The 24,505-nt window shown below is 46.5% G+C and carries 24 protein-coding genes; 15 read left to right on the forward strand and 9 right to left on the reverse strand.

Annotation, left to right across the window (positions count from 1 at the left end):
* Window positions 1-285: 285 nt before the first annotated feature.
* From ACXAGP_RS13380 to nosR, 4 genes are all read left to right on the forward strand, one after another.
* Entirely contained in the window at window positions 286-1,062 is a 777-nt protein-coding gene (locus ACXAGP_RS13380; protein ID WP_475261983.1) for an ABC transporter ATP-binding protein, read from the forward strand.
* Window positions 1,062-2,255 carry an ABC transporter permease subunit gene (locus ACXAGP_RS13385; RefSeq protein WP_475261984.1) on the forward strand — a complete coding sequence of 398 codons (1,194 nt, stop codon included), beginning with the start codon at window positions 1,062-1,064 and terminating at the stop codon, window positions 2,253-2,255. The genes ACXAGP_RS13380 and ACXAGP_RS13385 overlap by 1 nt, the downstream gene beginning before the upstream one ends.
* Window positions 2,256-2,472: 217 nt before the next feature.
* The gene (locus ACXAGP_RS13390; RefSeq protein WP_475261985.1) at window positions 2,473-3,117 is read left to right on the forward strand and encodes a response regulator; all 645 of its coding nucleotides are present in this window, start codon (window positions 2,473-2,475) and stop codon (window positions 3,115-3,117) included.
* Window positions 3,118-3,119: 2 nt separating this feature from the next.
* Window positions 3,120-4,385 (forward strand): response regulator c-di-GMP phosphodiesterase, NosR family, encoded by a 1,266-nt coding sequence (gene nosR, locus ACXAGP_RS13395; RefSeq protein WP_475261986.1) that lies wholly within the window; start codon window positions 3,120-3,122, stop codon window positions 4,383-4,385.
* Between the two features lie 64 nt (window positions 4,386-4,449).
* On the opposite strand, the gene ACXAGP_RS13400 is transcribed toward nosR, so the two are convergent.
* Window positions 4,450-4,887, reverse strand: a complete 438-nt coding sequence (locus ACXAGP_RS13400; protein ID WP_475261988.1) for a MarR family winged helix-turn-helix transcriptional regulator — start codon at window positions 4,885-4,887, stop codon at window positions 4,450-4,452.
* Window positions 4,888-5,046: 159 nt separating this feature from the next.
* Between ACXAGP_RS13400 and ACXAGP_RS13405 the strand changes: the two genes are divergently transcribed.
* Complete coding sequence (locus ACXAGP_RS13405; protein WP_338293464.1) at window positions 5,047-5,187, forward strand: hypothetical protein; 141 nt, start codon at window positions 5,047-5,049, stop codon at window positions 5,185-5,187.
* Between the two features lie 90 nt (window positions 5,188-5,277).
* Here the strand turns inward: ACXAGP_RS13405 and ACXAGP_RS13410 are convergent, their stop codons facing one another.
* From ACXAGP_RS13410 to ACXAGP_RS13430, 5 genes are all read right to left on the reverse strand, one after another.
* Complete coding sequence (locus ACXAGP_RS13410; protein WP_475261989.1) at window positions 5,278-7,965, reverse strand: Hsp70 family protein; 2,688 nt, start codon at window positions 7,963-7,965, stop codon at window positions 5,278-5,280.
* 88 nt (window positions 7,966-8,053) lie between these two features.
* Window positions 8,054-9,868: an Hsp70 family protein gene (locus ACXAGP_RS13415; protein ID WP_475261991.1), complete on the reverse strand. Its 1,815-nt coding sequence runs from the start codon at window positions 9,866-9,868 to the stop codon at window positions 8,054-8,056.
* Window positions 9,865-10,377 carry a DUF2760 domain-containing protein gene (locus ACXAGP_RS13420; RefSeq protein WP_475261993.1) on the reverse strand — a complete coding sequence of 171 codons (513 nt, stop codon included), beginning with the start codon at window positions 10,375-10,377 and terminating at the stop codon, window positions 9,865-9,867. The genes ACXAGP_RS13415 and ACXAGP_RS13420 overlap by 4 nt, the downstream gene beginning before the upstream one ends.
* A gap of 239 nt (window positions 10,378-10,616) precedes the next feature.
* Window positions 10,617-11,312, reverse strand: a complete 696-nt coding sequence (locus ACXAGP_RS13425) for a DUF8198 family protein (RefSeq protein ID WP_475261995.1) — start codon at window positions 11,310-11,312, stop codon at window positions 10,617-10,619.
* 46 nt (window positions 11,313-11,358) lie between these two features.
* Complete coding sequence (locus ACXAGP_RS13430) at window positions 11,359-12,078, reverse strand: nitroreductase (RefSeq protein WP_475261996.1); 720 nt, start codon at window positions 12,076-12,078, stop codon at window positions 11,359-11,361.
* 164 nt (window positions 12,079-12,242) lie between these two features.
* Here ACXAGP_RS13430 and ACXAGP_RS13435 point away from each other — a divergent pair, with 164 nt between their 5' ends.
* From ACXAGP_RS13435 to ACXAGP_RS13475, 9 genes are all read left to right on the forward strand, one after another.
* Window positions 12,243-12,794: an elongation factor P hydroxylase gene (locus ACXAGP_RS13435; protein ID WP_475261997.1), complete on the forward strand. Its 552-nt coding sequence runs from the start codon at window positions 12,243-12,245 to the stop codon at window positions 12,792-12,794.
* Window positions 12,781-13,959, forward strand: coding sequence for an ATP-NAD kinase family protein (locus ACXAGP_RS13440; protein ID WP_475261999.1), 1,179 nt, complete (start codon window positions 12,781-12,783; stop codon window positions 13,957-13,959). The genes ACXAGP_RS13435 and ACXAGP_RS13440 overlap by 14 nt, the downstream gene beginning before the upstream one ends.
* Before the next feature lie 18 nt (window positions 13,960-13,977).
* Window positions 13,978-14,265: a YfcL family protein gene (locus ACXAGP_RS13445; RefSeq protein ID WP_475262000.1), complete on the forward strand. Its 288-nt coding sequence runs from the start codon at window positions 13,978-13,980 to the stop codon at window positions 14,263-14,265.
* 70 nt (window positions 14,266-14,335) lie between these two features.
* Window positions 14,336-15,160 (forward strand): AraC family transcriptional regulator, encoded by an 825-nt coding sequence (locus ACXAGP_RS13450; RefSeq protein ID WP_475262001.1) that lies wholly within the window; start codon window positions 14,336-14,338, stop codon window positions 15,158-15,160.
* A gap of 75 nt (window positions 15,161-15,235) precedes the next feature.
* Window positions 15,236-15,697 carry a carboxymuconolactone decarboxylase family protein gene (locus tag ACXAGP_RS13455; protein ID WP_475262002.1) on the forward strand — a complete coding sequence of 154 codons (462 nt, stop codon included), beginning with the start codon at window positions 15,236-15,238 and terminating at the stop codon, window positions 15,695-15,697.
* Between the two features lie 2 nt (window positions 15,698-15,699).
* A complete protein-coding gene (locus tag ACXAGP_RS13460) occupies window positions 15,700-15,864 on the forward strand; it encodes a YrhK family protein (protein ID WP_475262004.1) in 165 nt (54 codons plus the stop codon).
* 183 nt (window positions 15,865-16,047) lie between these two features.
* Window positions 16,048-16,740 carry a FlgO family outer membrane protein gene (locus tag ACXAGP_RS13465; RefSeq protein ID WP_475262006.1) on the forward strand — a complete coding sequence of 231 codons (693 nt, stop codon included), beginning with the start codon at window positions 16,048-16,050 and terminating at the stop codon, window positions 16,738-16,740.
* Window positions 16,741-16,750: 10 nt separating this feature from the next.
* Window positions 16,751-17,425: a FlgO family outer membrane protein gene (locus ACXAGP_RS13470; RefSeq protein WP_475262008.1), complete on the forward strand. Its 675-nt coding sequence runs from the start codon at window positions 16,751-16,753 to the stop codon at window positions 17,423-17,425.
* A gap of 10 nt (window positions 17,426-17,435) precedes the next feature.
* A complete protein-coding gene (locus ACXAGP_RS13475; RefSeq protein ID WP_475262009.1) occupies window positions 17,436-18,173 on the forward strand; it encodes a FlgO family outer membrane protein in 738 nt (245 codons plus the stop codon).
* Between the two features lie 415 nt (window positions 18,174-18,588).
* On the opposite strand, the gene mnmC is transcribed toward ACXAGP_RS13475, so the two are convergent.
* On the reverse strand, window positions 18,589-20,682 hold the full coding sequence (gene mnmC, locus ACXAGP_RS13480; RefSeq protein WP_475262010.1) for a bifunctional tRNA (5-methylaminomethyl-2-thiouridine)(34)-methyltransferase MnmC2/FAD-dependent 5-carboxymethylaminomethyl-2-thiouridine(34) oxidoreductase MnmC1: 2,094 nt from the start codon (window positions 20,680-20,682) through the stop codon (window positions 18,589-18,591).
* 183 nt (window positions 20,683-20,865) lie between these two features.
* On the opposite strand from mnmC, the gene fabB reads away from it, so the two are divergent.
* A complete protein-coding gene (gene fabB / locus ACXAGP_RS13485; RefSeq protein ID WP_475262012.1) occupies window positions 20,866-22,080 on the forward strand; it encodes a beta-ketoacyl-ACP synthase I in 1,215 nt (404 codons plus the stop codon).
* Between the two features lie 43 nt (window positions 22,081-22,123).
* On the opposite strand, the gene ACXAGP_RS13490 is transcribed toward fabB, so the two are convergent.
* The gene (locus ACXAGP_RS13490) at window positions 22,124-23,326 is read right to left on the reverse strand and encodes a DUF418 domain-containing protein (protein ID WP_475262013.1); all 1,203 of its coding nucleotides are present in this window, start codon (window positions 23,324-23,326) and stop codon (window positions 22,124-22,126) included.
* A gap of 293 nt (window positions 23,327-23,619) precedes the next feature.
* Window positions 23,620-24,396, reverse strand: a complete 777-nt coding sequence (locus tag ACXAGP_RS13495; protein ID WP_475262015.1) for a hypothetical protein — start codon at window positions 24,394-24,396, stop codon at window positions 23,620-23,622.
* Between the last annotated feature and the right edge of the window lie 109 nt (window positions 24,397-24,505).

Genomic DNA, 24,505 nt, shown 5'->3' on the forward strand with positions numbered 1-24,505 from the left:
TGAGGCGCGTCTTCGATGGGGCTGAAAAGCATTTATACGGTGTTGGATGTTTTTGATTTATCCCTACATGGATGTAGGTGATTAGAATAACGCAGGAGCAGTTATCGAGGCCCACTAGACCTACAAACATCCGCCTTGTCTAAATGCTTTTCAACTCCCACTGTGCTGGGTAAATGTTTGTTGGAGTTGGTATTTAACAGGGAAAAAATTTCTTTGTAATAAATTTTGGTTTCGCCACACTAGTGCATTGGACTGATAAAAAATGATAAGCAAAGGTAAAGCAGGATGATAACAGTAAAGCAGCTCGCTAAGCGCTTTAGCGTTGAAAACCCCAAAAAGCTGACGGCACAAGAAAAGGCCGATCCCCGATTAAAGGGACGCTTTTTTTATTCCGTAGAAGATGTGTCGTTTCATTGCAACAAGGGCCAGGTCTTGGGTTTGTTGGGCCCCAATGGTGCCGGTAAGACCACCACGCTTAGAGTGCTATCTTCAGCGTTAAAAGCAGACAAAGGCGAAATCAATATCGATGGCAATGATGTCTCCACATCGCCCAATGTAGCGCGCAAATCTTTGGGGTTTCTATCGGGTAACACTGGCTTGTATGGCCGTTTAACAGGCCGGGAAAACATCAGCTATTTTGCTCGTTTGCACGGGATGTCTGCAGCAGAAACTGACAAGCGCCTGGCTGAACTTTCCGAGATGCTGGATATGGATGCCTGGTTAGACCGACGCTCTGAACATTACTCCAGCGGCATGAAGCAAAAAACCGCGATTGCCAGAGCTGTTGTGCATTCTCCTTCGGTAGTAGTTTTGGATGAACCTACAACCGGATTAGACATTATGGCAACCCAAACCGTAATGGATTTTATTCGTCATTTAAAGGCGCAAAATACACCAGTGATATTCTCCACTCACCACCTGAATGAGGTGGAAGAGCTGTGTGATGAAGTTTCGGTAATAAACCTGGGGCGAACCCAGTTTATGGATGACATTGATGCATTTAAAGCCAAAGGCGAGTCAATGAATCAGGCATTTTTGAATATTCTGCAAGGAGAAGGCTAATGTGGTTAGTGGTACAAAAAGAGTTGAAAGAGCTGCTACGGGATCGCAAAACCCTGTTTTTTATGGTTGCACTGCCGATGCTGGTGTTCCCAGCGATGTTCGGTGCCATTGGATATTTCACCTCTAAAGCGCTGGATGACGCACAAAACAAAGTGTTGAATTTTGCGGTCATCGGCGCACAGTATCATCCGGAACTGGTGGCCAAAATCAGTGAAGATGATAGTTTCAGTATTAAAGAGCTGGCCGACGGTGCGGATTTCAAACAGCAGATCAAAGACAAAGCCCTGGATTTTGTGATTGAGCTGGATGCCAGTGCTGATGGTGCCGTACTGGAAGCAGGGCAAAGTACCCTCAAGTTGTATCTAAATGATGCCGGATTGAATATGGTGGAATCCCGAATAGAGGAATATGTCGCGACATTGAATGAAAGCAAACGTCAAGCTGCATTCGATACCTTATCCGTGCCAGAGTCTAAACAGCTGGCCTTGTTAAAGCCCGTGATATTAGAAAAAGTGAACATTGCTGAAGCGAGGGAAAATTGGGGGGAGAGAATTGGTGGATTGATCCCTTACATGCTGTTTATCCTGTGTTTGCAAGGCGCCATGGTGCCCGCTAGTGATCTGGCTGCTGGTGAAAAAGAGCGTGGTACATTGGAAACCTTATTACTGGTGCCACTGGACAGAACCCAATTAGTGATGGGCAAGTTTTTTACGGTATTAGTGGCCGCTATCGTCGCGGCCCTGGTAACCATATTTAGTATGGCATTTTGGGGGATCATGATAGGGCAGGGCATGGCCATCACCTTTATTCAAGATATGATGACCCAAATCGCCATCATTGATTACATATTGATGTTTGTCATGCTGGTGCCAGTGGCTTCTATTTTTGCTGCAATCTTATTGAGCTTGTCTATCTATGCCCGCAGTTATAAAGAGGCGCAGAGTTATATGGGCAGCCTGATCATGCTGGTGATCTTACCCATTGTTGTGGCTATGGCACCAGGCATAACTCTGGAAGGGATCTGGGCTTGGGTACCACTGACTAATGTGGCGCTTGCCATCAAAGAGCTAATCAAAGGCACCATGGATTATTATGCATTACTGGGGATTTTAACCTCTACGGTGATCATCGCCGGTGCTTTATTAGCCTTCTGTGTGTATTGGTTCAAACAAGAAAAAGTCTTGTTCAGATAATCTGTATTCTTTAGAGGTGAGGCCGAATCTGCCTCACCTTATTCCTGTGCTATTTCTTCCTCCTGATTTGTATAAAAGTTAGCTCTGTTACAGCAGTTAGTGCTTCTCAGTGACATGTTTCATTTGACGAGAATGTCACATATGTCACTACTAATACTAAAGTCTCAATTGACATAATTTGCGTGGAAGTTTAAATTTTGTGCAAAAGGAGGTCGATATGACGATGAAAAAATCTTATTCCACTGGCGAAATTGCGGCATTTTGTGATGTGACATTGCGCACCGTAATCCGTTGGATCGATCGCGGTAGCCTGAAAGCTTATAAGTTACCGGGCCGGGGTAACAACAGGGTAACTGCTGAATCCTTACTGGAATTTATGCAAGAATACCAAATGCCGATACCGGCTGAGCTAGAGCCGCTACAGCAAAAAGAAGTAAAACCGACAGATAATGTGGTTACTGACAATAGTGAAGAGGATAATCGACGCATCCTGATTTGTGATGATGAAAAGCCCTATGCTGATGCGATTCGCCGACTATTACGCCGCCATGGTTATGAAACCCGTGTTGCCTATAGCGGGTTTGAAGCGGGAACCGAATTGATGTTGTTTAAACCTGCTTTGATTACCCTGGACTTAAGTATGCCTGGCATGAGCGGTTTTGAAGTGGTGAGTTTTATCAGAGAGCGTGAATCACTAAAAGATATCAAGATTTTGGTGATTTCAGCATTGCCCAAAGACGATTTAAGTAAAGCCTGGTTATTGGGAGCTGACGAAGCGTTATCTAAGCCCTTTGACAACGAACACTTGCTGAAAACGGTTTCCGATTTATTGCTGGAAGATACCCAGAACATAAGGAGATAATTATGACAAACGACAATACTCCTGTGGTTTTATTTGTGGATGATGAAACCAATATTTTGTCATCCTTAAAGCGCATTGTGCGCAAAAAGGATTATCAATCTTTGTTTGCCAGTTCAGGTGCCGAAGCATTGGAGATCATGCAGCAGCAAACCGTGCATCTGGTGGTGTCAGATATGAAAATGCCACAGATGACAGGTGCGCAGCTGTTCGCCAAGGTGGTAGTGAAATTCCCTGATACCTACCGCATTATCTTGTCTGGTTATGCCGATCTGGCCTCCACTATTGATGCCGTCAATCAAGGAAAAATTCATCGTTTCCTGCAAAAACCGTGGGACAACGATATGTTATTAGAGGCCATAGACGAGGGCCTTGAATTGGTGCGATTGAAACAGGCTAATGAACGTTTAAGATCAGAAATATCTGCTCAGAATCAACAGCTTAAAACACTTAATGAGTCTCTGGAAGAAAAGGTTAATTTGCGTACACGTCAAATTCAGGTGGCGCTGAGAAAGATGCAGGGGCAAAACAAAGCATTGGAGAAGGTACTTTATAACCTGATCAACATAAACCCCAATTTAAATGGTGAGTTCGCTAAAAGAGTCAGTACATTAGCAAGGCGTATCGCACTGAAGTGTCAGATCAAGGATCCTGAGTTACGAGAAATCACACTGGCAGGATTGTTGTGTGAAATCGGCCTGATTTCACTGGATCCTTTTTTGTACAGCAAGCCCTTTGATGAACTGACACATCAGCAACGAGGGCAATATTACAGCCAGACTGAAACCGCCAGCATGATATTGGCGCCCGCAGAGTATATGGTGGGGGTAGCTCGAATGCTTTCCCAGCAGTTTTTACCTTGGTCTGGAGCAGGTGAAAGCGATGCGCCAGCTTATACCAGCATCGTTCCGGGCGCGCGTATATTACATATCGCTCGGGATTACTGGGGCTATCGCAGTAAAAAAATCAAAGATGTTGAGTTAACTCATGAACAGACCTTGAGCCAGATGAAAAAACAGATGGGAGCAAAGTATGAACCTGAACTCATTGAGCTTCTGAGTCAGTTACCTGAGCCGGTGATTAATAGTGAGCAACATCTTGAAATGAAATCAACGGATCTGAAACCAGGGATGAAGCTAAAAGCTAATCTCTATACCCCGGATCACATTATGCTATTGGCTGAGGGTCATGAGTTCACGGAGCAAAGCATTGAAAGAGTGAAGCAATTTGAGAAGAGTAAAGAAATCTCACTTAAATTGGATGCCGAGTAATAATGTGTTGCAGGGGAAGTGAGAGCTTCCAGGCAAAAGGATTGGGATTAGTGTTGACAATAAGTTAGTCGGTTAATTTTCCAAGCAGTTTGAGCAGTCGTTGTTGTTCTTTTTCTGTCAAGTTACCGAGTAATTTATCCACGGCCTCTTCGTGTTTAGCCACAGCACTTTCTATAACCTTGCGACCACTGTCGGTTAACGCCACCTTGATACTGCGCTTGTCGCTACTATTGGAAATCCTCTCTACCCATCCTTTTTTACTGAGCTTGTCTATTCTGGTGGTCATAGAGCCTGAGGTGATATGTGTCAACTCCATCAACTTGTTAGGTGTTAAGGCAAATTCCGGAGCGGCATTTAGTAGCGCCGCCAGCACTTCAAAACTGGACTTTTTCAGATCGATTTCTGAAAACACTTCATCCATGCGTTTACTGGCAATTTTGCTGCTTAATAGCAATTTTTGCAGTACCGCAATTTTTGAAAAAGTATCCGTTGAATCTGCCATCAATTTTCTTGCCTTGAATCTTTCTTATTGTGATGTAACTTGATATCAAGCTAAAAATATCTTGATGTCAAACTTAATATAACTTGATGTCAAGCTATATTGGTGTTAGTTTAATGCTTGATCACTTGGTCAACAATTTACTTCTGAAGGAGGTTTAGCATGAAAACAGTAACTGCAAACTACTCAAAACCACCTTATAAAAGCACCATGTCTTACTTTAAAGCTTGTAGTATAAGGTTAACCATTGCTGCTGCGCTAATTGTGGCATTAATCGCAAAATATTACATCACCTACGGCTAGCACAGGCTGCATTTTCCCAAAAGATAGCCGTATAAGGATTTTCAGGTAACGCAGGGGACGTTTCGAACTTAACGTTTTTCGAGATGTCCCTTACAAAGCCAACCCTGTCGGCAATTCATCCCCCCAAAGCTGTTTGTCCTGCTCGGTGCTTCTTTCACCATTGAGAGAGGCCAGAAGAGATACTTGTCCTGAGAGTTTATCTGCTACCGCCTCTCGCAATGGATCTGCAACGGCATACTCTTCGGTACATTGCTTTGCGCCGGATACGGCTAACAGTGCCAGGTTGGGGTTTTGTTTCCAGTCCAGCGCCAGGGCACAGTTGATGAGTGGCGTTACTTCTTCGGCAGGTAGCACTAGTTCTTGAGCGGCATAAACCATAGTGCGGTTGATGATACGCGCCGCACACCAGGCCATGTCTTTGTTGACCTTTTTATCGCTTAACTGGTTGCTGATATTATTCAGCACGGATTTTTTGATATCCACAGGCAAGCGTTCCAGGCTGCCAATCAAGCGGATCTTTTCTTCTATGGCGGCGGTGACTTTTACTTTACCGCCTTTTTTGCGCTTATTGGCAGGTAACACGTGGTTAGCATCTGTGTAGAGCACAAGCTGCTGCTCCTGGCTTAAACCTGCAGCAGCGCGACGCCAGAAGGCCCACCACTGCGCCCAGATCTCCGCCGATTGTACAAACTGAATGCCCTGACTGTACAGAGACCATACCGACTCGATGCGCTGTGTATCACCGGCAAAGCCAATGCCCGGACGCAGACAAAAGCCAGCAATGTTAAACCAGGTGCGTTCGTGAGTTTCGCTGCGGCGACGTCTGCTGGCTAAAGACAACAGATGATCAAAAATAAAACGGGCATCAGCACCACTCCAGGTTTCCCGTTTGCCCAGTAGTTTTTCCAGGGTTTTGCGCAGCGGCTCTTTAGCAGGCTTTTTACCCGCCGGGCCAAACCAGCTGTTAACCGCTTCAATGGATTTTTCGATATTGTTGTGCAGCGTATTGAAATCAGTTTCCTGCTCATTGCGCAGATTAAAAGCCAGCTCATGGCGGATTTCGCTGTTCAGTTCTTTCAGTACCACATTGAGCACACCCAGCTCGTCCAGGCTGGATTCAATTTGCACCTGTACTTCATTTTCCCCTTCGATTTGGGTAACCAGTCCGGGCAACTGGTGCAATCCTTCATGCCAGGCCAGGGTCTCACCCAGGTTGTAGGATTGTTCGGCGAGGCTGTGGGCAATGTCGAATTGCACTTTTTGGCCTTTGCGCAAGGTAAATACTTGCTGTAACTGCTGCACGGTATTTAGTTCACTGTGTTTAGGTAGTACACAGATTGCCTGATCGCCTTGTTCACTGACGGCTTTGAGAAAGTAGTGGCGCACTACGGCGCTTTTTATCAGCTGTTGATTTTGCTCTTTAGCGCGACCATACAGGGTAGCACCCTTGGCCACGGCAGTTTGGGGTTCAGGGTTGGTGAGCCAGCTGATACTCGAAGCCGCACTCCATTGTTCCACCAGAGATTGCAGCCGTGACTGAATCTGAGCGCTTAAAAAGGGACCGCCGTTTAACAGCCAGACATCTGGCACTACAAACTGCTTATCGGTTTCTGTTTGCTCAGGATTTAACGCCGATTGTTCGTTATTTAAAAAGCAGGCGATATGACGAGATATCGCCGCATCTGCCGGATAGGGCAGGGTTAAATCGGTGAGTGAGCGTTTGCGGGTTTTCGGATAACTGTTAGACGCCACAAGCGGGAAGAAGCCGTCTAATAAGGCTTGCTGCACTTCTTTTTGAGTAAGACGAGTTTCTTTCACGCCACTGAACAGGCTGCTGCCGCCGGTTTGTAATTGAATGCGCATCTCTTCAGGCGCATCTTCACTTAACAAAGCCTCTTTGGCCCTTTGACATTGCACCAGCAGTTGGCTCATATTGCGCTGGGTGGGCTCGACTTCCAGTTTTTGCAGCACTCTAACCGCGAGTGTGAGATCCATATTGTCACCACCCAGCATCAGGTGATCGCCTACGGCAATGCGCTCCAGTTCTGGCACGCTACTGTTTTGCGAGAATTTACCAATTTTGATCAGGGTAAAATCCGTGGTGCCGCCACCAACATCACACACCATCAGGTGTTTATGGTCTTTTAGTGTGTCGGTGTCGTGCTCAGCTACCCAGTAATAACAGGCTGCCTGGGGTTCTTCTAGCAAAGTAAAATGTTTAAAGCCCACCCGTTTGATAGCTTCAATGGTGAGGGCTCGGGCGATATCGTCGAATGATGCCGGTACCGTGATCACCACCGACTGTTGTTGCATTGGCGCTTTGGGGTTTTCATGGTTCCAGGCGGCGACAATGTGGGCCAGATAGCCGGAAGTGGCCTCAAGTGGTGTACAGGTATCGGTGCCTTCAGGGGCTTTTTCAGGCAGGTGAATTTCAGCGTTAGACTCACCTCGATAACCCAACCAGCTTTTGGCACTGCTCACCAACCGCGTTGGGTTCTTATTGCCTAAATCCTGGGCGAAACGCCCAATTACAGCATGGGGAAGCTGGCTATTAATGTCATCATTGCCCCAGGGCAGTTTTACTGCATCATCAGTGAGTTCCTGATCGTAGTGATAGCGCAGTGCTGGCAGCATGGGCAAGGCTTCGATTTGCCCCGCTGCAACCAGTTGGGGAATGGGGAATAGTTTTATATCTGAGTCTTTTTGGGAAAGCGAGCAATAACTCACCACTATGTTGGTTGTACCCAGATCGATACCAATTACGTACTGTTTTTGCATAGTTATGAAGTCACATTAGCAAGATGGCGAAAACGGGATAAAGAGAGTTAAGTGCCGTAGATATCGACCACGGCACGCACAACAAGGTTTAGTTTCGGGTTTCGAAACTCACTTGCCAGTGGTTATCACTGTTTACATCCATCGCCGTTAATTGCAGGGTGCCCAATTCATTAATGGAGGCCAGCAATTGTACTGCTACAGTATCACCTGCTTTGTAACGCTCTGAATGCAGTGTTACCTCTATTTCCGGTAGTTCACTCAGCTCTTCGTCGCTCCAGTAATCCAGACGCGCACCAGGAGTATCTTCTCTGCGGGTTTTAGATTCATAAAAGCTAAAACGCACTGGCTCACCCACAATTAAAGAGAATGTCTGCGAGGGTAAGTCAGCTTCGGTGCCTTCTTCCATGCCAAAGGGGGCCAGACAATAGGCTTCCATCGGAGGTGGCATACCCGGAATGGCAGGCATGGCTGATTCAATGCCTACATAAAATGCTGCGGCAGTACCACCGCGAATTCGCACCCCTTCGCCGAGGCGTACCTGGCCATAATAACTGGCTCCTTGTGCCACGGCTTGATCCACATCTATGCCGCGCAATACTTTGAGTTGTGCATCTGTGTCACTGGCCAGCCAGCTGTTGACCACTTCGGTGATACGGCCAACAATGTTGTCTGCTTTTGCCACACCACCATTAAATAAAATTGCCGTGGGGTGCATAAAGTTCTGTTGCTCAGCGCCAAATCCCGCCAGGTGCTCGCCTGCGTGTTTTTGTTTCTGTAAGAACGCCGCCAGATGTCGTGTAATGGCCGCATCCTGCTCATAAGGTAAGCTCACGGTAGATAGCGCGGCACGTCCTCGGCGTTGAGGTTGTGCGTGGGCATCAACATGGGGGAAGAAACCATCAATTAATACTTGCTGTACTTCATCGCGTGTCAGTTCAGCTCGTAAGCTGCCGCCCATCAAGCTGGAACCGCGGCTGGGCACCACCAGTGGCGCGGTGTGGGTATCGTTTTCGCTCAACAGGGTTTCTTTGGCACTGCGACAAGCATGAGCCAGACCACTGATTTGCCAGGGCTGCAAGCGGTTGCCTTGTTGGGCTAATTTTTGTGCTACCACATGGGCCAATGTCAGGTCCATGTTATCGCCACCTAATAAAATATGATCGCCTACAGCAACACGAGTTAGCTGCAAGGCACCGTCTTCTTCACTTACTGCCATTAGCGATAGATCGGTGGTACCACCACCAATATCTACCACCAGGATCACATCACCTACGGATACTTGCTCTCGCCAGTCGTCACCTGCCTCTGCAATCCAGCTATAAAGCGCAGCTTGTGGCTCTTCCAGTAATACAGCATGGCTAAGACCGGCCTCAGTGGCGGCATTCATGGTCAACTCGCGAGCCGCCGGATCAAAAGAAGCCGGAACGGTGATCACCAGTTGTTGCTCATTCAGTGGAGCATCCGGGAACTGCTGCGCCCAAGCACTGTGTAAGTGCTGCAAATAGATTTTAGATGCCGTAAAAGGCGATATTTTCTCGATATCCTCAGGCGCCTCGATGGGCAAAATACCACTACGGCGGTCAATCTGACTATGGCATAACCAGCTTTTGGCGCTGCTCACTAGTCTGTCCGGGGTTTTCTGCCCCAGTTCGCGGGCAAATTGGCCCGCAAGCGGGTAGTCTTGTTGCCATGGCAAACTCAACTGCTGTGCATCAAATTGTGCCTGATTAGCTAAAAATACAAACGAGGGTAGGGCGTGTCTGCCTTCCACCTGACCTGCCGCCACCAGTTGTGGGATGGCCAGAATTTCTGGTTTAGCCTGTTCGTCATTTAATTTGGTGTAGGAAAGTACACAGTGAGTGGTACCTAAATCGATACCGACGCTATATTGGGCTTCGCTCATAGTTCCACCTCAGCAGCGGCCACGATATTAAGATCGGTGCCTTCCACAACAGCAGGTAATGTCATTTCGCTGACTTTCCAGCCTTTGTGGATCACTGTGCCATTAAATGGTGGTTGTCCGGAAACATTGCCAATTAACTGAAATTCACTGCGTTTGTAATCTGCTTGCAAAGCCAGTGATTCGCCTTCGGCAACCGGGCTTACCGGCGCGAAAGTCACGTGCTCACTCAGGGCTTTTTTCACACCTTGATGTACCACACGTGCAGCTGCTGCCACTTGTTCGTCGGAAAATGGGGTCACGTCTTCATTGATAAAGTCGATTAAGCGGCCTTCTTTTTGTAGCAGGGCCAGCATTTGCAAAGCGCTATCTTGATTGCTTTCTTTGATTTCAACTGTGGGAGCTTCAGGCTCTGCTGCTACCGGGTTTAACAGTGACTGGGTATATGCACCACTGAAAATCATTTTAAAGGCCATTGAAAGGCGAGTGAAAAAACCGTAATTCTGTTCCATGAGTGTCTCCAAAGTGACTCAATGTGTCATCCCGAAATAGCGATACTGCGGTTCATGTTAAACGCAGTATTAGGGATGAAATATGATTGTAAATTCGTTGCGAATAAGGCGCGGAATGTAGCAGAAATTTTAGCCATCCTCACCTTTTTTGCATCAAATAATGGGCTTTACAGCGTCCGATGGCTATTTTTAACGCTGTACTAAAATTCTGTTAACAATAATGCAGCAAATCAGCGCTGTTATAGGGTTATGTCAGGCAGTGGATTTTCGCCGCTAAACAACTGCTGCATGATTTCCCGCTCCTTAGTTACCACGGGGACGATAAATTCTTGTACATCACCCAGTTGCTTAAAGGCACTGAAACCATCTTCCAGAAACTCTTGTAAGGTACCAACGCCCGCCAGTTGCGCTGGTGTGCGCGCCATCTTCAAAACAAATCCGATACCGGGCAAGCGCACCACTTGCGCCAGATCCAGGCCCAATTGCTCGATGTAGTCGATTTGCAATGCGCGCTGGGTTTGATTGTCGCAAGCTCGGTAAGCTTGTGCATAGCTATCACGGGTGAGTACTGCGCCTTGTAGTTGTTGTAGCATGGCGACATCTAGCTCTTGCGATAGGGCATTGAGATGAATGGCAACGGCGAGTGATTCCAGCGCCTCATCCGGTAGCCACTTTTTCATTTTAGGCACAACTTTTTCGATGTCTTTGTCTCGCTGGCTAAAATCCTTAGGGCCATACAGCTCATCCACAAAAAATTGAATGGCAATCTGATACTTAGGCACTTCGCACATCTCGGCATGACTGGTGAGCAAGCGTTCGCATTGCCATTTTCGCAGGGCAATCAATTGCTCGTTCAAACCGTCTTGTTGTACCTGCTCATAGAGTTCTGCGGAGCTACGCAAATAGGCCACAATGTTATCGATGTGTTCACTCATGCGGGACTAAAGCCACTTTCTTGCTAACGATTACCAGTAAATAGTGTCACTTACCCGGAATTACAAGATCCGAAAGGCTGAGCTTTTCAGGACGATACTGGTTTACTTCGTTGTCATCGGGGTAACCCAATGCCATACCGCATACCAGCTTGTATTCTTTGGGAATAACAAAGTGCTTATCCAGCGGTGAACGCCAGATGCCTAGTGCGCCTTGTGCACAGGTGCCTAACCCTTTATCCGTTGCTGCCAGCATCAGAGTTTGCATGAATATCCCGGCATCCACTAATGCTGTATGTTTCATACGTGGATCTACAAAAAAGAATAGCGCCACTGGTGCATCAAAAAATGAGAAGTTTTTCGCCATGTGCTCATCGCGGGCTTTTTTATCTTCCCGCTTGATACCTAATACCTTGTACAGACCCATGCCGGTTTCCACCCGACGTTTTTGAAACTCGCCAGGGTATTTACCCAGAATGGGTTTAAAATCGCTGTCGGGCATGGCATCGCTGGTGAGAGCTGAAAGCAGCTTTTTGGGAAGAGGCTGTTTGTTGATGGCATTGCTGCGCCAGAATTTATCTTGCAGATCCCCGGCGATGGCTTTCGCCGTTGCACCTTTCGCAATAGCAATTTTATAGGGCTGAGAATTAGAGCTACTGGGGGACTCCAGCGCCAGATTAAGCAGTTCATTGAGCACCTCATCACTGACTTCCTTTTCGCTAAAGGAGCGGATACTGCGGCGCTGGTTGATAATATCGGTAAGTAGCATAGTCTGATTCGTCAGGTTGTGAGAACTGAAATGGATTGTGTAACTGGTACTACCAGTATGTCAACAGTCGTTTTACAATTCCGGATCGCTGAGTGTAAATTGAATTGCCGCAACCAAGCGGCTAAAATGCGCGCCTTTCCACTACGACAGGGTGCAATTCAGGCATGGCCAACAGGCATCAATACCAGGATCTTATTCAGGTGTTTAACACTTGTTTTGAGCGCTTTAATACCCGCTTGGTAAAAGGTGAGAGTGAGCCTGTGTACCTGCCTGCCGATGAAAACTGCCACTACCATCGCATTGAATTTGCCCATGGCTTTTTCAGCAGCGCCTTGCATGAGATAGCTCATTGGTGCATTGCCGGAGAAGCCCGCAGAAAACAGGTGGATTACGGTTATTGGTATTGTCCCGATGGCAGAAATGAACAGCAGCAAGCCGAGTTTGAAAAGGTTGAAGTGAAACCGCAAGCGATTGAATGGTGTTTCACGGTGGCTTGTGGTTTGAAGTTTCGGGTGAGTACCGACAATCTGGATGGTGCCCCGGTGGACCGATTTGCCTTTCAGGATAAGGTCCTACAGCAAGTCGCCGTATATCTGGAACAGGGCTTGCCAACTCGGGCGCAGACTTTGGTAGATGCCCTGCGGAAATATTACTATACACCAGCTCTTCGCTTTGCTGATTTCCAACCGGAGCCGCGTTTCGATGTCGCAGTCTGATTTGTCTGTAAAACCCGATTTACCTGTTAAATACCATGCCTCCCGAAAGTTTCGTCTGGGGCTGGTCATCAATCCTTATGCCGGGATAGGCGGCGCTATGGCGTTCAAAGGCAGTGATGGTGCCGATATTCGTACTAAAGCGTTGGCCGCTGGCGCTGAGAAAAAGGCTAATTTACGCACTCAAACCGCGCTGGAAGTGTTTGCACATTTAAAAGATATCGTCCAGGTGTACACCGCCTCAGGCGAGATGGGCGATGATGTTTGCAAGGCCTTAGGATTTGAAACCCACATTGTATATCAGCCATCAAACACTCAAACCGAAGCGGAAGATACCGAAAATACCGTAAAAGCGTTGCTGGAACAGGACGTAGATTTATTGTTGTTTGCTGGCGGTGACGGTACGGCCCGAAATGTTTGCTCAGTGATCCCCGAAACCCTACCTGCATTGGGCATCCCGGCTGGTGTTAAGATTCATTCTGGAGTTTATGCCATCACGCCTAAAGCCGCGGGGCGGGTTGTGGAAAATTTGTTGCGTGGTGAAATTGTCAGTCTCGACGATGCACAAGTGATGGACATTGATGAAGTGGCCTTTCGCGAGGGGAAAGTGCGGGCGCGACAATACGGTGCCATGCGTATTCCCGCTGAGCTGCATTATGTGCAGGCGGTGAAAAATGGCGGCAAAGAAGTGGAAGAGTTGGTATTAGCTGATATCGCCGCCCACGTGATTGAAATGATGGATGATGAACTGTTTATCATGGGCTCTGGCACTACCGTTGCCGCTGTAATGGAAGAAATGGGGCTGGACAATACCCTGTTAGGGGTGGATGTAATCCAGCATCAGGAATTGTTGGCTGCAGATCTCAATGCCACAGAATTACTCAACATGATAGCAGAGAAAGAATGCAAGCTGGTGATCACCTTGATTGGTGGCCAGGGGCATATTTTCGGTCGTGGCAATCAACAACTTAGCCCCGCAGTTATCCGCGCCGTCGGGCGAGAGAATATTATTTTGGTGGCCACTAAATCTAAGCTACAGGCGCTTAACGGTCGACCGCTTTTGGCAGATACGGGGGATGAACAGCTCAATGCCGAATTGGCAGGTCTTCTTCCGGTGATCACTGGCTATCACGATCAAGTTTTATATCCGGTGGCAGAGCCGGTTTAACAAATCAAAGGAAAAGCATTGCAACATCAAGATACCCACCAGGCCTTCGAAGCACTGGTAGACACCATTCAGAACAAGTTTGACGGGGTAGTAGAGCATGGCACCGATCAGGAACTGTTTATTGCAGGTTATTTGAGTGGCCATTTTTCGCTGGTGGTAAGCCAGTGCCAGTTGCAAGGTGAAGAAACCGCCACAGCCCTCAATACTCAAATGCTGGCCAGTCTGGACAAAGCGTTTGCCGATGGCGAGTTGGAAGAGCCAGATCAGCGACAAGTTAAGGCGTTTTGGGCAGCTTGCATTCAGTAACAAGTTTTATGTTTGCCAGTTAAATATTAGCGGGTAAACTTTTATTACCCTTGATTACTGGTGTTTTTATTTGATTCAGCAGGGATTAGATATTATTCCGTCGGCGAACTTTGCTCGCGCTGATATTGTGTTGCTGGCCCCTCCCGCACATTTGAGGCAATGGGTGCAATGTATCTGGCTTAAGCCGCCACAAAAACGCTCTACTGCTCAGCGATTCACAGATAAATTCTATCCCGATGCTGGCGCAAGTCTCAGCTTTGAAATCAGTGCAACACAGGCACGCGCCACTTTTTTACATCAGGCACAAGTGCTTAGCCAAAGCTGGGCGTCTGAATATGGCTTGCTCAGTGTTCGTTTGCATCCGGGCGCGGCTGGCGCTCTGCTGGGCCTGCATATCAGCGACAAAAATAATTTGCAATTAAACCTCTCAGATCCCGAGTTTTTACACAGCAATGTCGCACAGAAAAGCCAATTTATGAGGTTATTAGATTCTTTGACTGAAATAGATTTAGAGCAAGGTGCAAAGGCGGTTTTAGCATGGCTCGAAAGTTTAGTGGCGCTAAATCAGGCTCAGGAAAATAACCTCTTGCCATTGCTAAAATGGACTTCGTCAAAGTTATTGCTGCCTGAGCAATTGGCAATGAAAGTGGGCTTGTCGCGACGCACTTTGGAACGGCGCTGTAAAAATGGACTTGGCTTTACGCCTTTGCAATTGTTGAGTTTTAGTCAAATCCGCAGAGCACGAAAACAATTATTTGGCACAAAGGATTCTCTCAGTGAAATTGCCCTGAATTGTGGTTACTACGATCAAGCGCATTTTACCAACGCCTTTCACAAACACACTCTCGAAACACCGCAACAATACAGACTGCGAAAATTGTCTTCTGATTATTAAATTGTCGCAAATTTCCAATACCTGAATGAGGCATTTTCTCATACTTGCTGGCAGTTAATCACTGGAGAGCAATTAATGAATCCGCGTATTTCCCCAATCAAGCTGTTTGAACTGTGCCCACGCCTGCTAACCCACATTCCGGCCATTGGCGAACTGCCCAAAGATGTGGCTATTTCGGCGCAATTGCGCCACCTGGTTAAATTGCGCGCTTCGCAACTCAATCACTGCGGCTATTGTCAGAAAATGCATTCAGATGAGGCTCGTTCTGATGGTGAATCACAATCCAAATTGGATGTATTGCCAGCGTGGCGGGAGCTGGATTGTTTTACTGATGAAGAGCGTGCAGCCCTGGCCTGGACGGAAGCACTGACCTTGATAAGTACAAAACCTGTTACGGATGAGCTCTTTAACGAGGCTCTTTTGGTATTTGGCGAAAAAGGACTGGTAGAACTTAGTACCATCGTATTGGAGATCAATAACTGGAATCGCATTGCGGTAGGGTTTGGTTTTCAACCAGAAATAAGCCAGGGAGAATAACCTTGAAACCCGGCTCTTTGATAAATACTAATAGCTTGGCCAGTGTGTGTTTTTTCATTGGTAGTGCCTTGTTTCTGCCTTGGTTTGGTGACTTCGCCATTTTCGGTGTTGTGTTGTTTATGCTGGGCTCAGCCCTAATGTTTTGGCAGAGCGTTAAAAGCGCCTGACTGAAACTATTGATTAATTTGGGGCAGTTGGAGCAAATTATGCGGGAACAGCGTTATCTAAAGCCTGAGTTCCAGATCCGCCATAAAGTCACCTGACATACTGTCAAAAATTTGTTGGCCTTATTTTTGCTTAATAGATTGCAAAGATGCATCTGAGTAACCTGTTAATTGAGAATGGCCAACATGAACAGTAAATCAACACTCCTATTTAACTGGCTTAGCCGTCGCCCACTAAGTGGCAACTTAAAGCTACTGTTGCGACTGGCTGGGCTGTCGCTAATGCTGGTATCCTTAACTGCTTGTGTCGTTCGCAAGCCGGCAACACCTGAAGAGTTGCAGGCATGGCAAGTGGCTACTGGTGATGATCTGAATACCAAAGTAGATTTTCACACTGCACAATTAGCCAACCAACTGTTTAATACATTTCGCTACAGCAACTTCCCCAAAGAGCAATTTCGTTTTGCCGTCGCCACTTTTGTTCCGGTTGAGACGATGCAGACTGACACCGATGCTCAGGGGCCATTGCGCTTGTTAGGGCATCAGCTGGAGCAGGGCATGATGAGCGAGTTGGCCAGCCGCGGTTACATTGCCCAAGATTACAAAGCCACCAATAATTTAATCATTGAAGAAAAAAGTGATCGAGTTTTCAGTAGAAATGTCGATGAACTATACAAGAATCATCGCGAAGTTGATTTTTATTTGTCTGGCACCCTGACGGAAGCCGAAAATGGCGTGATCGCCAATGCCCGGATTATTCATGTAGATAGTAAGGACGTGGTAGCGGCAGCCACCCGCTTTATTCCAGATGACGTGTTTTGGCAGGCAGAAAAGATAACCACACGCGGTGGCAAAATATACCGCTCTGCAGGCGAGTGAGGAAGATTAGATGAAAAAGTTACTGATAATTTCAGCGGTACTGGCATCGTTGTCGGGCTGCGCGCAGTTGACGCAATTGGTATCCAGTGAGCCAGAGCCAGTGAATATGTATGGTGCTGATAAGCCAGTTGTTGACCGTTTTGGAGCTATTACTCAGGAGCCCATGTATCAGAACGATAATGCCATTTATCAGGGTAAAGCACTGAATAAACACATTGGCGACTACGTGCAAAACATGGCGCAGGATTTGATTTCCAATATGGAATACGTTACCGATAAAACTCCGGTAGGGGTGACGCATTTTGCCTTGACTGATAGTGATCTCAATCACACCAATCTCTTGGGTTTTCAGATTGCGGAGTCGTTTATCCATGAATTACACAAATTCCGTATTCCGGTACTGGATTTTAAGGCTACGGATTATATTCGCGTTACCGAAACGGGCGATTTTCTGTTAAGTCGAGACTTTTTAGAGTTGAAGCACAAGGTGCCCATGCAATACATTTTGACGGGCACCATGACCAAGCACCAAGGTGGTTTTTTGGTTAACGCCAGAATACTTGGGCTGGAGAGTAAAGCGGTAGTTGCCACATCACAAATGCTGGTGCCATTTTATGTGGTGGATGCATTGTTGCCTTCAGAAGATGAACGGACCGATGGTATTGGCCTGATCCAAGGGAAATAGGGTGCAATCTATGACTAAGTTGAACCTGATGACAAACTTAAAAAGCATAGGCACTGTAGCAATACTGTTAAGCTTAGCTGGCTGTGAATCCACATTTTTTGCCGCATCTGGTAGTGATGGCGAGATCATCGAGAATCCATACAGGGATACGATGTCAGTGGAGATGGCCGACGAGCCTCCAGGCGAGAAGCGGAACAAGTCTGAGGTGGAAGTGGATATTTTGCCTCAAGCGCCTGAGCCTCAACCACAGATTACGGCTATTTTACCTGTACCAAAACAGAGTTTTCGTCCGGCATTTACTCATAAGGCTTTGAGCGATTACGCTGAGCAGATGACCATGAATCTGTTGCAAAAAACCAAACACATTACGCCCAACTCCCGTATCGGTATTGCTTCCTTTGTGGACTTTAGCCAAGGATTGCAATCTCCAACCGTGCTTGGCAACCGTTTAGCTGAGAGTTTTATTACTGAATTGCAAAGCTATGGCCTGGCGATTGTAGATTTTAAAGCCATGGATGCCATTCAGGTAACACCTCAAGGGGATTTGTTTTTTGAACGCAGTGGCCCAAGAGGGGAAATGCAGTTTGTGCTAACCGGCACAATGCATCGCAGTGGTAGAGGTGTGGAAGTGAATGTGCGTATTGTTAATGTCTTCGACAAAGTGACAGTGGCCAGTACCAAGGGGTTTATACCGCACTTTATTGTTGCTTCACTGACACCTGATTATATTCTGGTGGAGAGCGATTAGCATCTCGTGTTAGATTTTTATCTCTTCTAAATCGCTTACTCCGATAGTTGATTATCCTCGGAGAATGGTTTTCTCCAGAACGCGCGACAATTTCAACTTCTGATTTTTTTGCCGGGGCGCCGGCAGCGCCTCAAGGAATGCTGCCTGCGGCACTCCTTGAGAATCCTCCGCAGCCCTTGACACGCAAAGCGTAATCGTCGTATTCAGCACACCAATGACCATCAATGACAGCACATCCGTGTGCTGGCATTGATTGAGGTATCTTCCCTGATACCTCTCATTGTTGTGTTACCTGAATACTTAGATTACTGCGTGTAAAGGGAACCCCGAACAGTACTTCGAACTCAATCTTGCACCAACATTTAGAATGTTTTTACGGTGCAATACAGAGCAACTTTCTTTAAAAGTTGAATTATCACAACTTCCGTCTAATCAGGTCTCTCACCAAAAATCGATTGGGGCTAATACTTGCCAGTAATTCTTGATTGAGCGGCAATGGCTCGCCACTTATCTGGCACGCCAGAGCTTCCGCCAGAATTGGACTGGTACACAAACCGTGAGAGCCTAAACCTGCCAGCAGGTACAGATTTTCATAATTTGCAGGTAACGGATACTCAGAAGCTGGCCGGGCTTTATACAACTCTGCGTATTGTATTTTCTGTTGTTCAAAGTTGGGAACAGCCCCCATTACCGGTTTGTGATCTGGCAAGCTCAAGCGCACAGCTGCGCGGCTTTCCACAGGAGTGGGTAAATCTTGCACCCAGTCACAATCTCGCAGTGCTTTTTGAAGGGTGGCAAAATTCTGCTCAGTATCGCTTTCCGTCACCTGGTTATGGCGATTAGCTTTGTCGAAGGTAGCTCCCATTGCCTGTTTCTTTTGATAAAAGGGCGTGAAATAACCTTTGTGACAGATTACTGTTTCAGGTTTTACACTTCGCGGCGAGTCAGGTAAAAGCTCCACCTGACCGCGAGTGCAGGTAAAAGGAATTTCATTCAAAGAGGGATAGCGATGTGTCGGCATATCTAGCGTGCCTGCTCCGGTAGCTAGCACAGCGATATCTGCCTGGCTTTGTGTCTGGCCTTGCCAGTCCATTGTCCAGCCTGTGTCAGTTTGCTGTAATGCCCTGAGATTGTGTTCGGTAAATAGCTTAGCACCGGCATTGATTGCTGTTGTTAAAAGCGCATCAACAAGCTCCTTGGGATTAATCCAGCCGCCATGTGGAATGAATAAGCCGTCGTAAGGCATTGCAAGGCCACAAGTATTGGTTGCTTGTTGAGCATCCAGATAATGCACTAAATCTTCCGGCCACACCCGGTTCTCAATGAGTTTTTGCTGACGCTTTATTACCTCATCGCTAAACCCAGGGAAAAACACCCCGCACCATTGATGACCAAAGTGAGCGCCCTGTGACAGTATATTTTGATAATGGTTTTTCGCATAGCTAAAAGCATGGCAATACAATTGGCTTTGCAGGGAAAAATCGGCATTCAGTGAGGGGTAAAAACCGCCGATATGATTGCCTGAAGCACCCGATGCAGGGGCGGCATCAGCACAATAAACCTCAACCTGATAACCTCGGACTTGAAGCGCAAGTGCTATATGAGCACCCGCAAGGCCTGCACCGATAACGGCGACAGTTTGTTTGTCCGCCAGAGAAGCTGTAACACTTGTTCGTTGATATGGGCCGGCATGTGGTCGGCTATATGGTGCGTTTTCAAGAATTGTTGCTATTGTCTCTGTACTGAGGCTTTCTGTACTGTTCGCCTTGGCTTCTTCAGGCGAGAAATAGCCTACTAACATGTCCCGTTTTTTGCCAAAGCCCTTGGCTTTTTTCACTACAAAGCCGTTATCTCGAAGGCCTCGTTTCACGATTCCTGCAGCGGTAAATGTCGCGAAAGTACAACCCGGTTTGCTGAGTCTGGCCATATTGGCAAACAGGGTGTCTTGCCACATATCCGGGTTTTTACTTGGGGCAAAACCATCCAGGTACCAGGCATCCACAAGCCCATCAGGACAGGTCATCATGGCTGGCAGCGTTTGCTCGATATCCCCAAGCCAGAGGTCCAAGATTATCTGGTTCTGCTCAAATACCAGGCGATGACAGCCCGGAGTGAGTATCGGGTATTGAACTAACAACTGTTCGCTAAATTCTTTTAGCTCTGGCCATTGCGCCAATGCTAATTTCAATTGCTCTTTTGCTATCGGAAATTTTTCCGTGGTGACAAAGTGCAGCTGCTTAAGTGTGTTGTCGCTATTTTTTTGGCGCAGAAAGTCGCGGAAGCATTGCCAGGTAAGTAAAAAGTTAAGGCCAGTACCAAAACCGGTTTCGGCAATGCAAAAATGATTTTTAGAATGAGAAAACCACCTGCTATTCAAATGGTTATGGTCAAAGAATACATACTTTGATTCGGCCAAACCATTGTCGTTGGAAAAGTAAACATCATCGAACTCGGCGGATGTGGGTGTACCTGAGGCATTGAAGGATAGGGAAGCGGTTTTCAGTTTCAAAGCAGTAACACGTTGGAAATTTTCACAGAAGTGTAATCTTCATGGCGCAAACATCAAGTATGTTTGCCATATCGAATAATTCGATAAAAAGATTTAAGCGTACACTTGTACTCTAAAGAGCAGACCAGTTACACTAGCGCAACACAGTACAATAGTCCCGTTTTAAAATTAACAGGTAAGAATATGAAAAGAGCGGTAATCACCGGTTTTGGGATCGTATCCAGCATTGGTAATAACAAGCAGGAAGTTTTAGCTTCGTTAAAAGAAGGTAAATCTGGCATTTCTGTGTCAGAAGAGTTTCAAGAACTAAACTTACGCAGCCATGTTTGGGGCGACATCAATATTGATATCAAAGAGCATATTGATCGCAAAACTTTGCGCTTCATGGGTGATGCAGCAGCTTATGCCTACATTGCGATGCAAGAAGCCATTGAAGATGCCAAGCTAACCGAAGACATGGTATCCAATGTGAGAACAGGTTTAATTGCTGGTTCTGGCGGTGCATCTTCAGCTAATCAGGTATTGGCGGCAGACATTCTAAGGGAAAAAGGTGTAAAGCGCGTAGGTCCATACATGGTAACCAAAACCATGAGCAGCACGGTATCCGCCTGTTTGGCCACGCCGTTTAAGATTAAAGGTGTAAATTATTCCTTAAGCTCTGCTTGTGCCACCAGTGCCCACTGTATCGGTGCCGCATTGGAGCAAATCCAATTAGGTAAGCAAGATATCGTATTCGCTGGTGGTGGTGAAGAAGTGCACTGGACATTGGCGATGGAATTCGATGCCATGGGTGCCTTATCTACTAAATACAACGACACACCAGAAAAAGCCTCTCGTACTTATGATGCCAATCGCGATGGCTTTGTAATCTCCGGTGGCGGTAGCATGGTGGTGGTTGAAGAATTAGAGCACGCTTTGGCGCGTGGTGCCACTATCTATGCAGAGATCACAGGCTACGGTGCTACTTCCGACGGTTACGACATGGTAGCACCATCAGGTGAAGGCGCATTGCGTTGTATGCAGCAGGCACTGTCTACCGTTGACGGTGATATCGACTACTTAAACACCCACGGTACATCGACACCTGTAGGTGATGTAAAAGAATTGGAGGCGATTCAGGCAGTGTTTGCAGGTAAGTCTCCTGCCATTAGCGCGACTAAAGCTATGACGGGCCACGCATTAGGGGCTGCAGGCTCTAATGAGGCTATCTATTCTTTATTAATGATGCAACACGGCTTTATTGCCCCATCTATCAATATCGATGAACTGGATGAAAAAGCTGAAGGGTTAGACATCGTTACCGAAACTCGTAGTGCCGATCTAAATCGTGTTATGAGCAACAGTTTTGGCTTTGGCGGTACTAATAGCACCCTGGTATTTGAAAAATACAAAGGCTAGGTTGCCCGAACGAAATCAGTAAGAAGGGGCGTAAGCCCCTTTTTTATTGTTTAAAAGGCTGAGCTTTGCCATAGGTGAGGGTGCGCCATAGCCATTCCAATGGACCAAAGCGATAGTGCCGTAGCCACAAAGGTGCCAGCCATAATTGTAATGCCCACATCGCCAAAACCAGGCTTAATTGCAACCAGCGCTCAATATCACCAAACAGTCCCAAACCATAACCATAAAATACCGTGGTAAACACCACAGTGTGCAAGATGTAGTTGCTAAAAGCGGTTTTACCAATGGCGGCAAGGCGCAGTTGCAATGCTTTAAACAGGCCTTTTTTAACCAACAAAACTACAATGGCGGCGTAAGACAGTCCCACTAAAATGCTGCCCCAGTAATTAAACTGGTTACCGAGAAACATGCTGTATTGCAGTGAAAATTCTTGTTCAAAATTACCAAAAACACCAAAACTGACGATGGGTAAACCTATTGCTAAGCCAAAGATGGCAAGCCATAGGTAGCTTTTGTTTTGCCATTGAAGATGAAAAAATCCAGATTTGTACAAGGCCATGCCGAGCAGCATCATAGCGCTGGCGCGCCAGAAAAAATAAGTGAGAAATACATAGCTCTGCATAAAGATGGCTTCTTCAGCGCGGAATTCAAAAGCACTGAGAAAACTGCCTTTATAGGCACTGAGTTCTTTGTCTAAAGCCTCCGCGTCAGGCGCCCAGGCTTCCATTAATCCTGATTGCGCGTCGGCCGGGAAATGCTCAAGACTGCTGCCGAATAGTAACGAATAACCACTGCTGATGCTGGCAAATAGTAACGCGACAACTATCAGGGTAAATACGGATTTGTTGCGCAACAGATAAATGAAAAAAGCACACAGACTATAGGCGAATAAGATATCACCATACCAAAACAGGTAGGCGTGTAGCAGGCCAAATAGCAGTAACCAGGCATTGCGTTTGTAGTGTAATTTCGCCGCAGATACCCCTTTTTTCTGAGCGCTGTCACAAAACAAAATAACGCCAGCACCAAACAACAGCGAAAATAGCGACATAAACTTCTGGTCCGCCAATACATGGGTACTTATCCATACCCACAAATTAATTCCGGACAGATCGCCAAATGCGGTAGGGTTGAGATAAGCTGCCCCCGGCATGGAGAAAGACTGGATGTTAACCAGCAAAATGCCCAATAGGGCAAAGCCCCTGAGTACATCCATCGCCTGTAAACGTTCAATGTTATTATTCATCTTGTGCCACCTTGAGTATTACTGAGCTTAGATTGCCATCTCAAAAGAGGTTTAACATGTGCCGAAAGTCATAGAGTGATAATCGGCATTTTCACAGTGCAATATAGATTATGGTTACAATGCGTAAGAGCTGGTGGAAAGTACCAATCGTTCAGAGGATTTTAATTTCAACTACTATTGCAGCGCTTGTAAAGTAAAGAATGGTGTCTGAGTTATCAAAGAAGAAGTCTTACATTATTGCTAATTCCGAGCCTTAACGAGGCCCGGTAAAAATCTGACGGGGTAACGATTTTTTAATCTGTAGAATAGCAAATCAATTGTGCTGAGGTATCTCCAGTGGGGCCAGTGTAGACAGTCTGACATTGATATCTTCTCGGAGTATTGAGTTCGTGGACTGCTCGAAGAAGTGCTGCCTGAATCATCATCCTTTCTTCGAGTAAGGCTAAGTCATCATTATAGTCAGGGGCAGGATATTTAATCGAGAAGCCATTTTCGAGACTGATAAATTCTGTTCCTGGAATGTCTCTGCAAAGGCCGGACTCCATCATACAGGCATCTGTAATCATTCCGCCTCTTTCTCTTACTACAATGACACCGTGATCGGATATCTCAGAGCTATTTTCAGGGTTTGAAAGTGCATCGAAAAATTCATTGGTAGTATTTGCTCCAACTGAGCTAGCAACGCCACTAAAAAAGTCGCTAACAACCTTTACTGTGCCTTTATCTTTTGCAGAATCATTTAATTTGTACGAAAGCTCTTGGCGAAGGACAGGGGTTAAGCTGCGATCAACTGCACAATCTGGGCAGGTAGGACCGACTAAGACGTAATTATAATGTCCACCAGTCAAAGCTGTTTCTGCGAACTCTTGTAATATCTGTTCACTAGACAGGCTGGACTTGTTGTGAATGACTAGTGACTTTTCACCATTTTCAATCTTATACGAGACAAGAGTTTCCTGTCCTGTCGATGCCGTAAAAAATACCTCTTCGGTGAATGCAGTGGCAGATACGGTTGAAGATACAAGGTGTGAAAATAAAAGAATGCTGACTAACTTTTTTAAATTTATCATTCTTTGTTCCTTAAAGAATAAATTATTTTACAACTTAAGAGTTGCTGGCATCATTGCCAAGTCTTAAGTCGGCGGTAGTATTATCTACCCAATATTTGTGTGTCAACAT

This window comes from Planctobacterium sp. AWM4_229 (assembly GCF_056160305.1).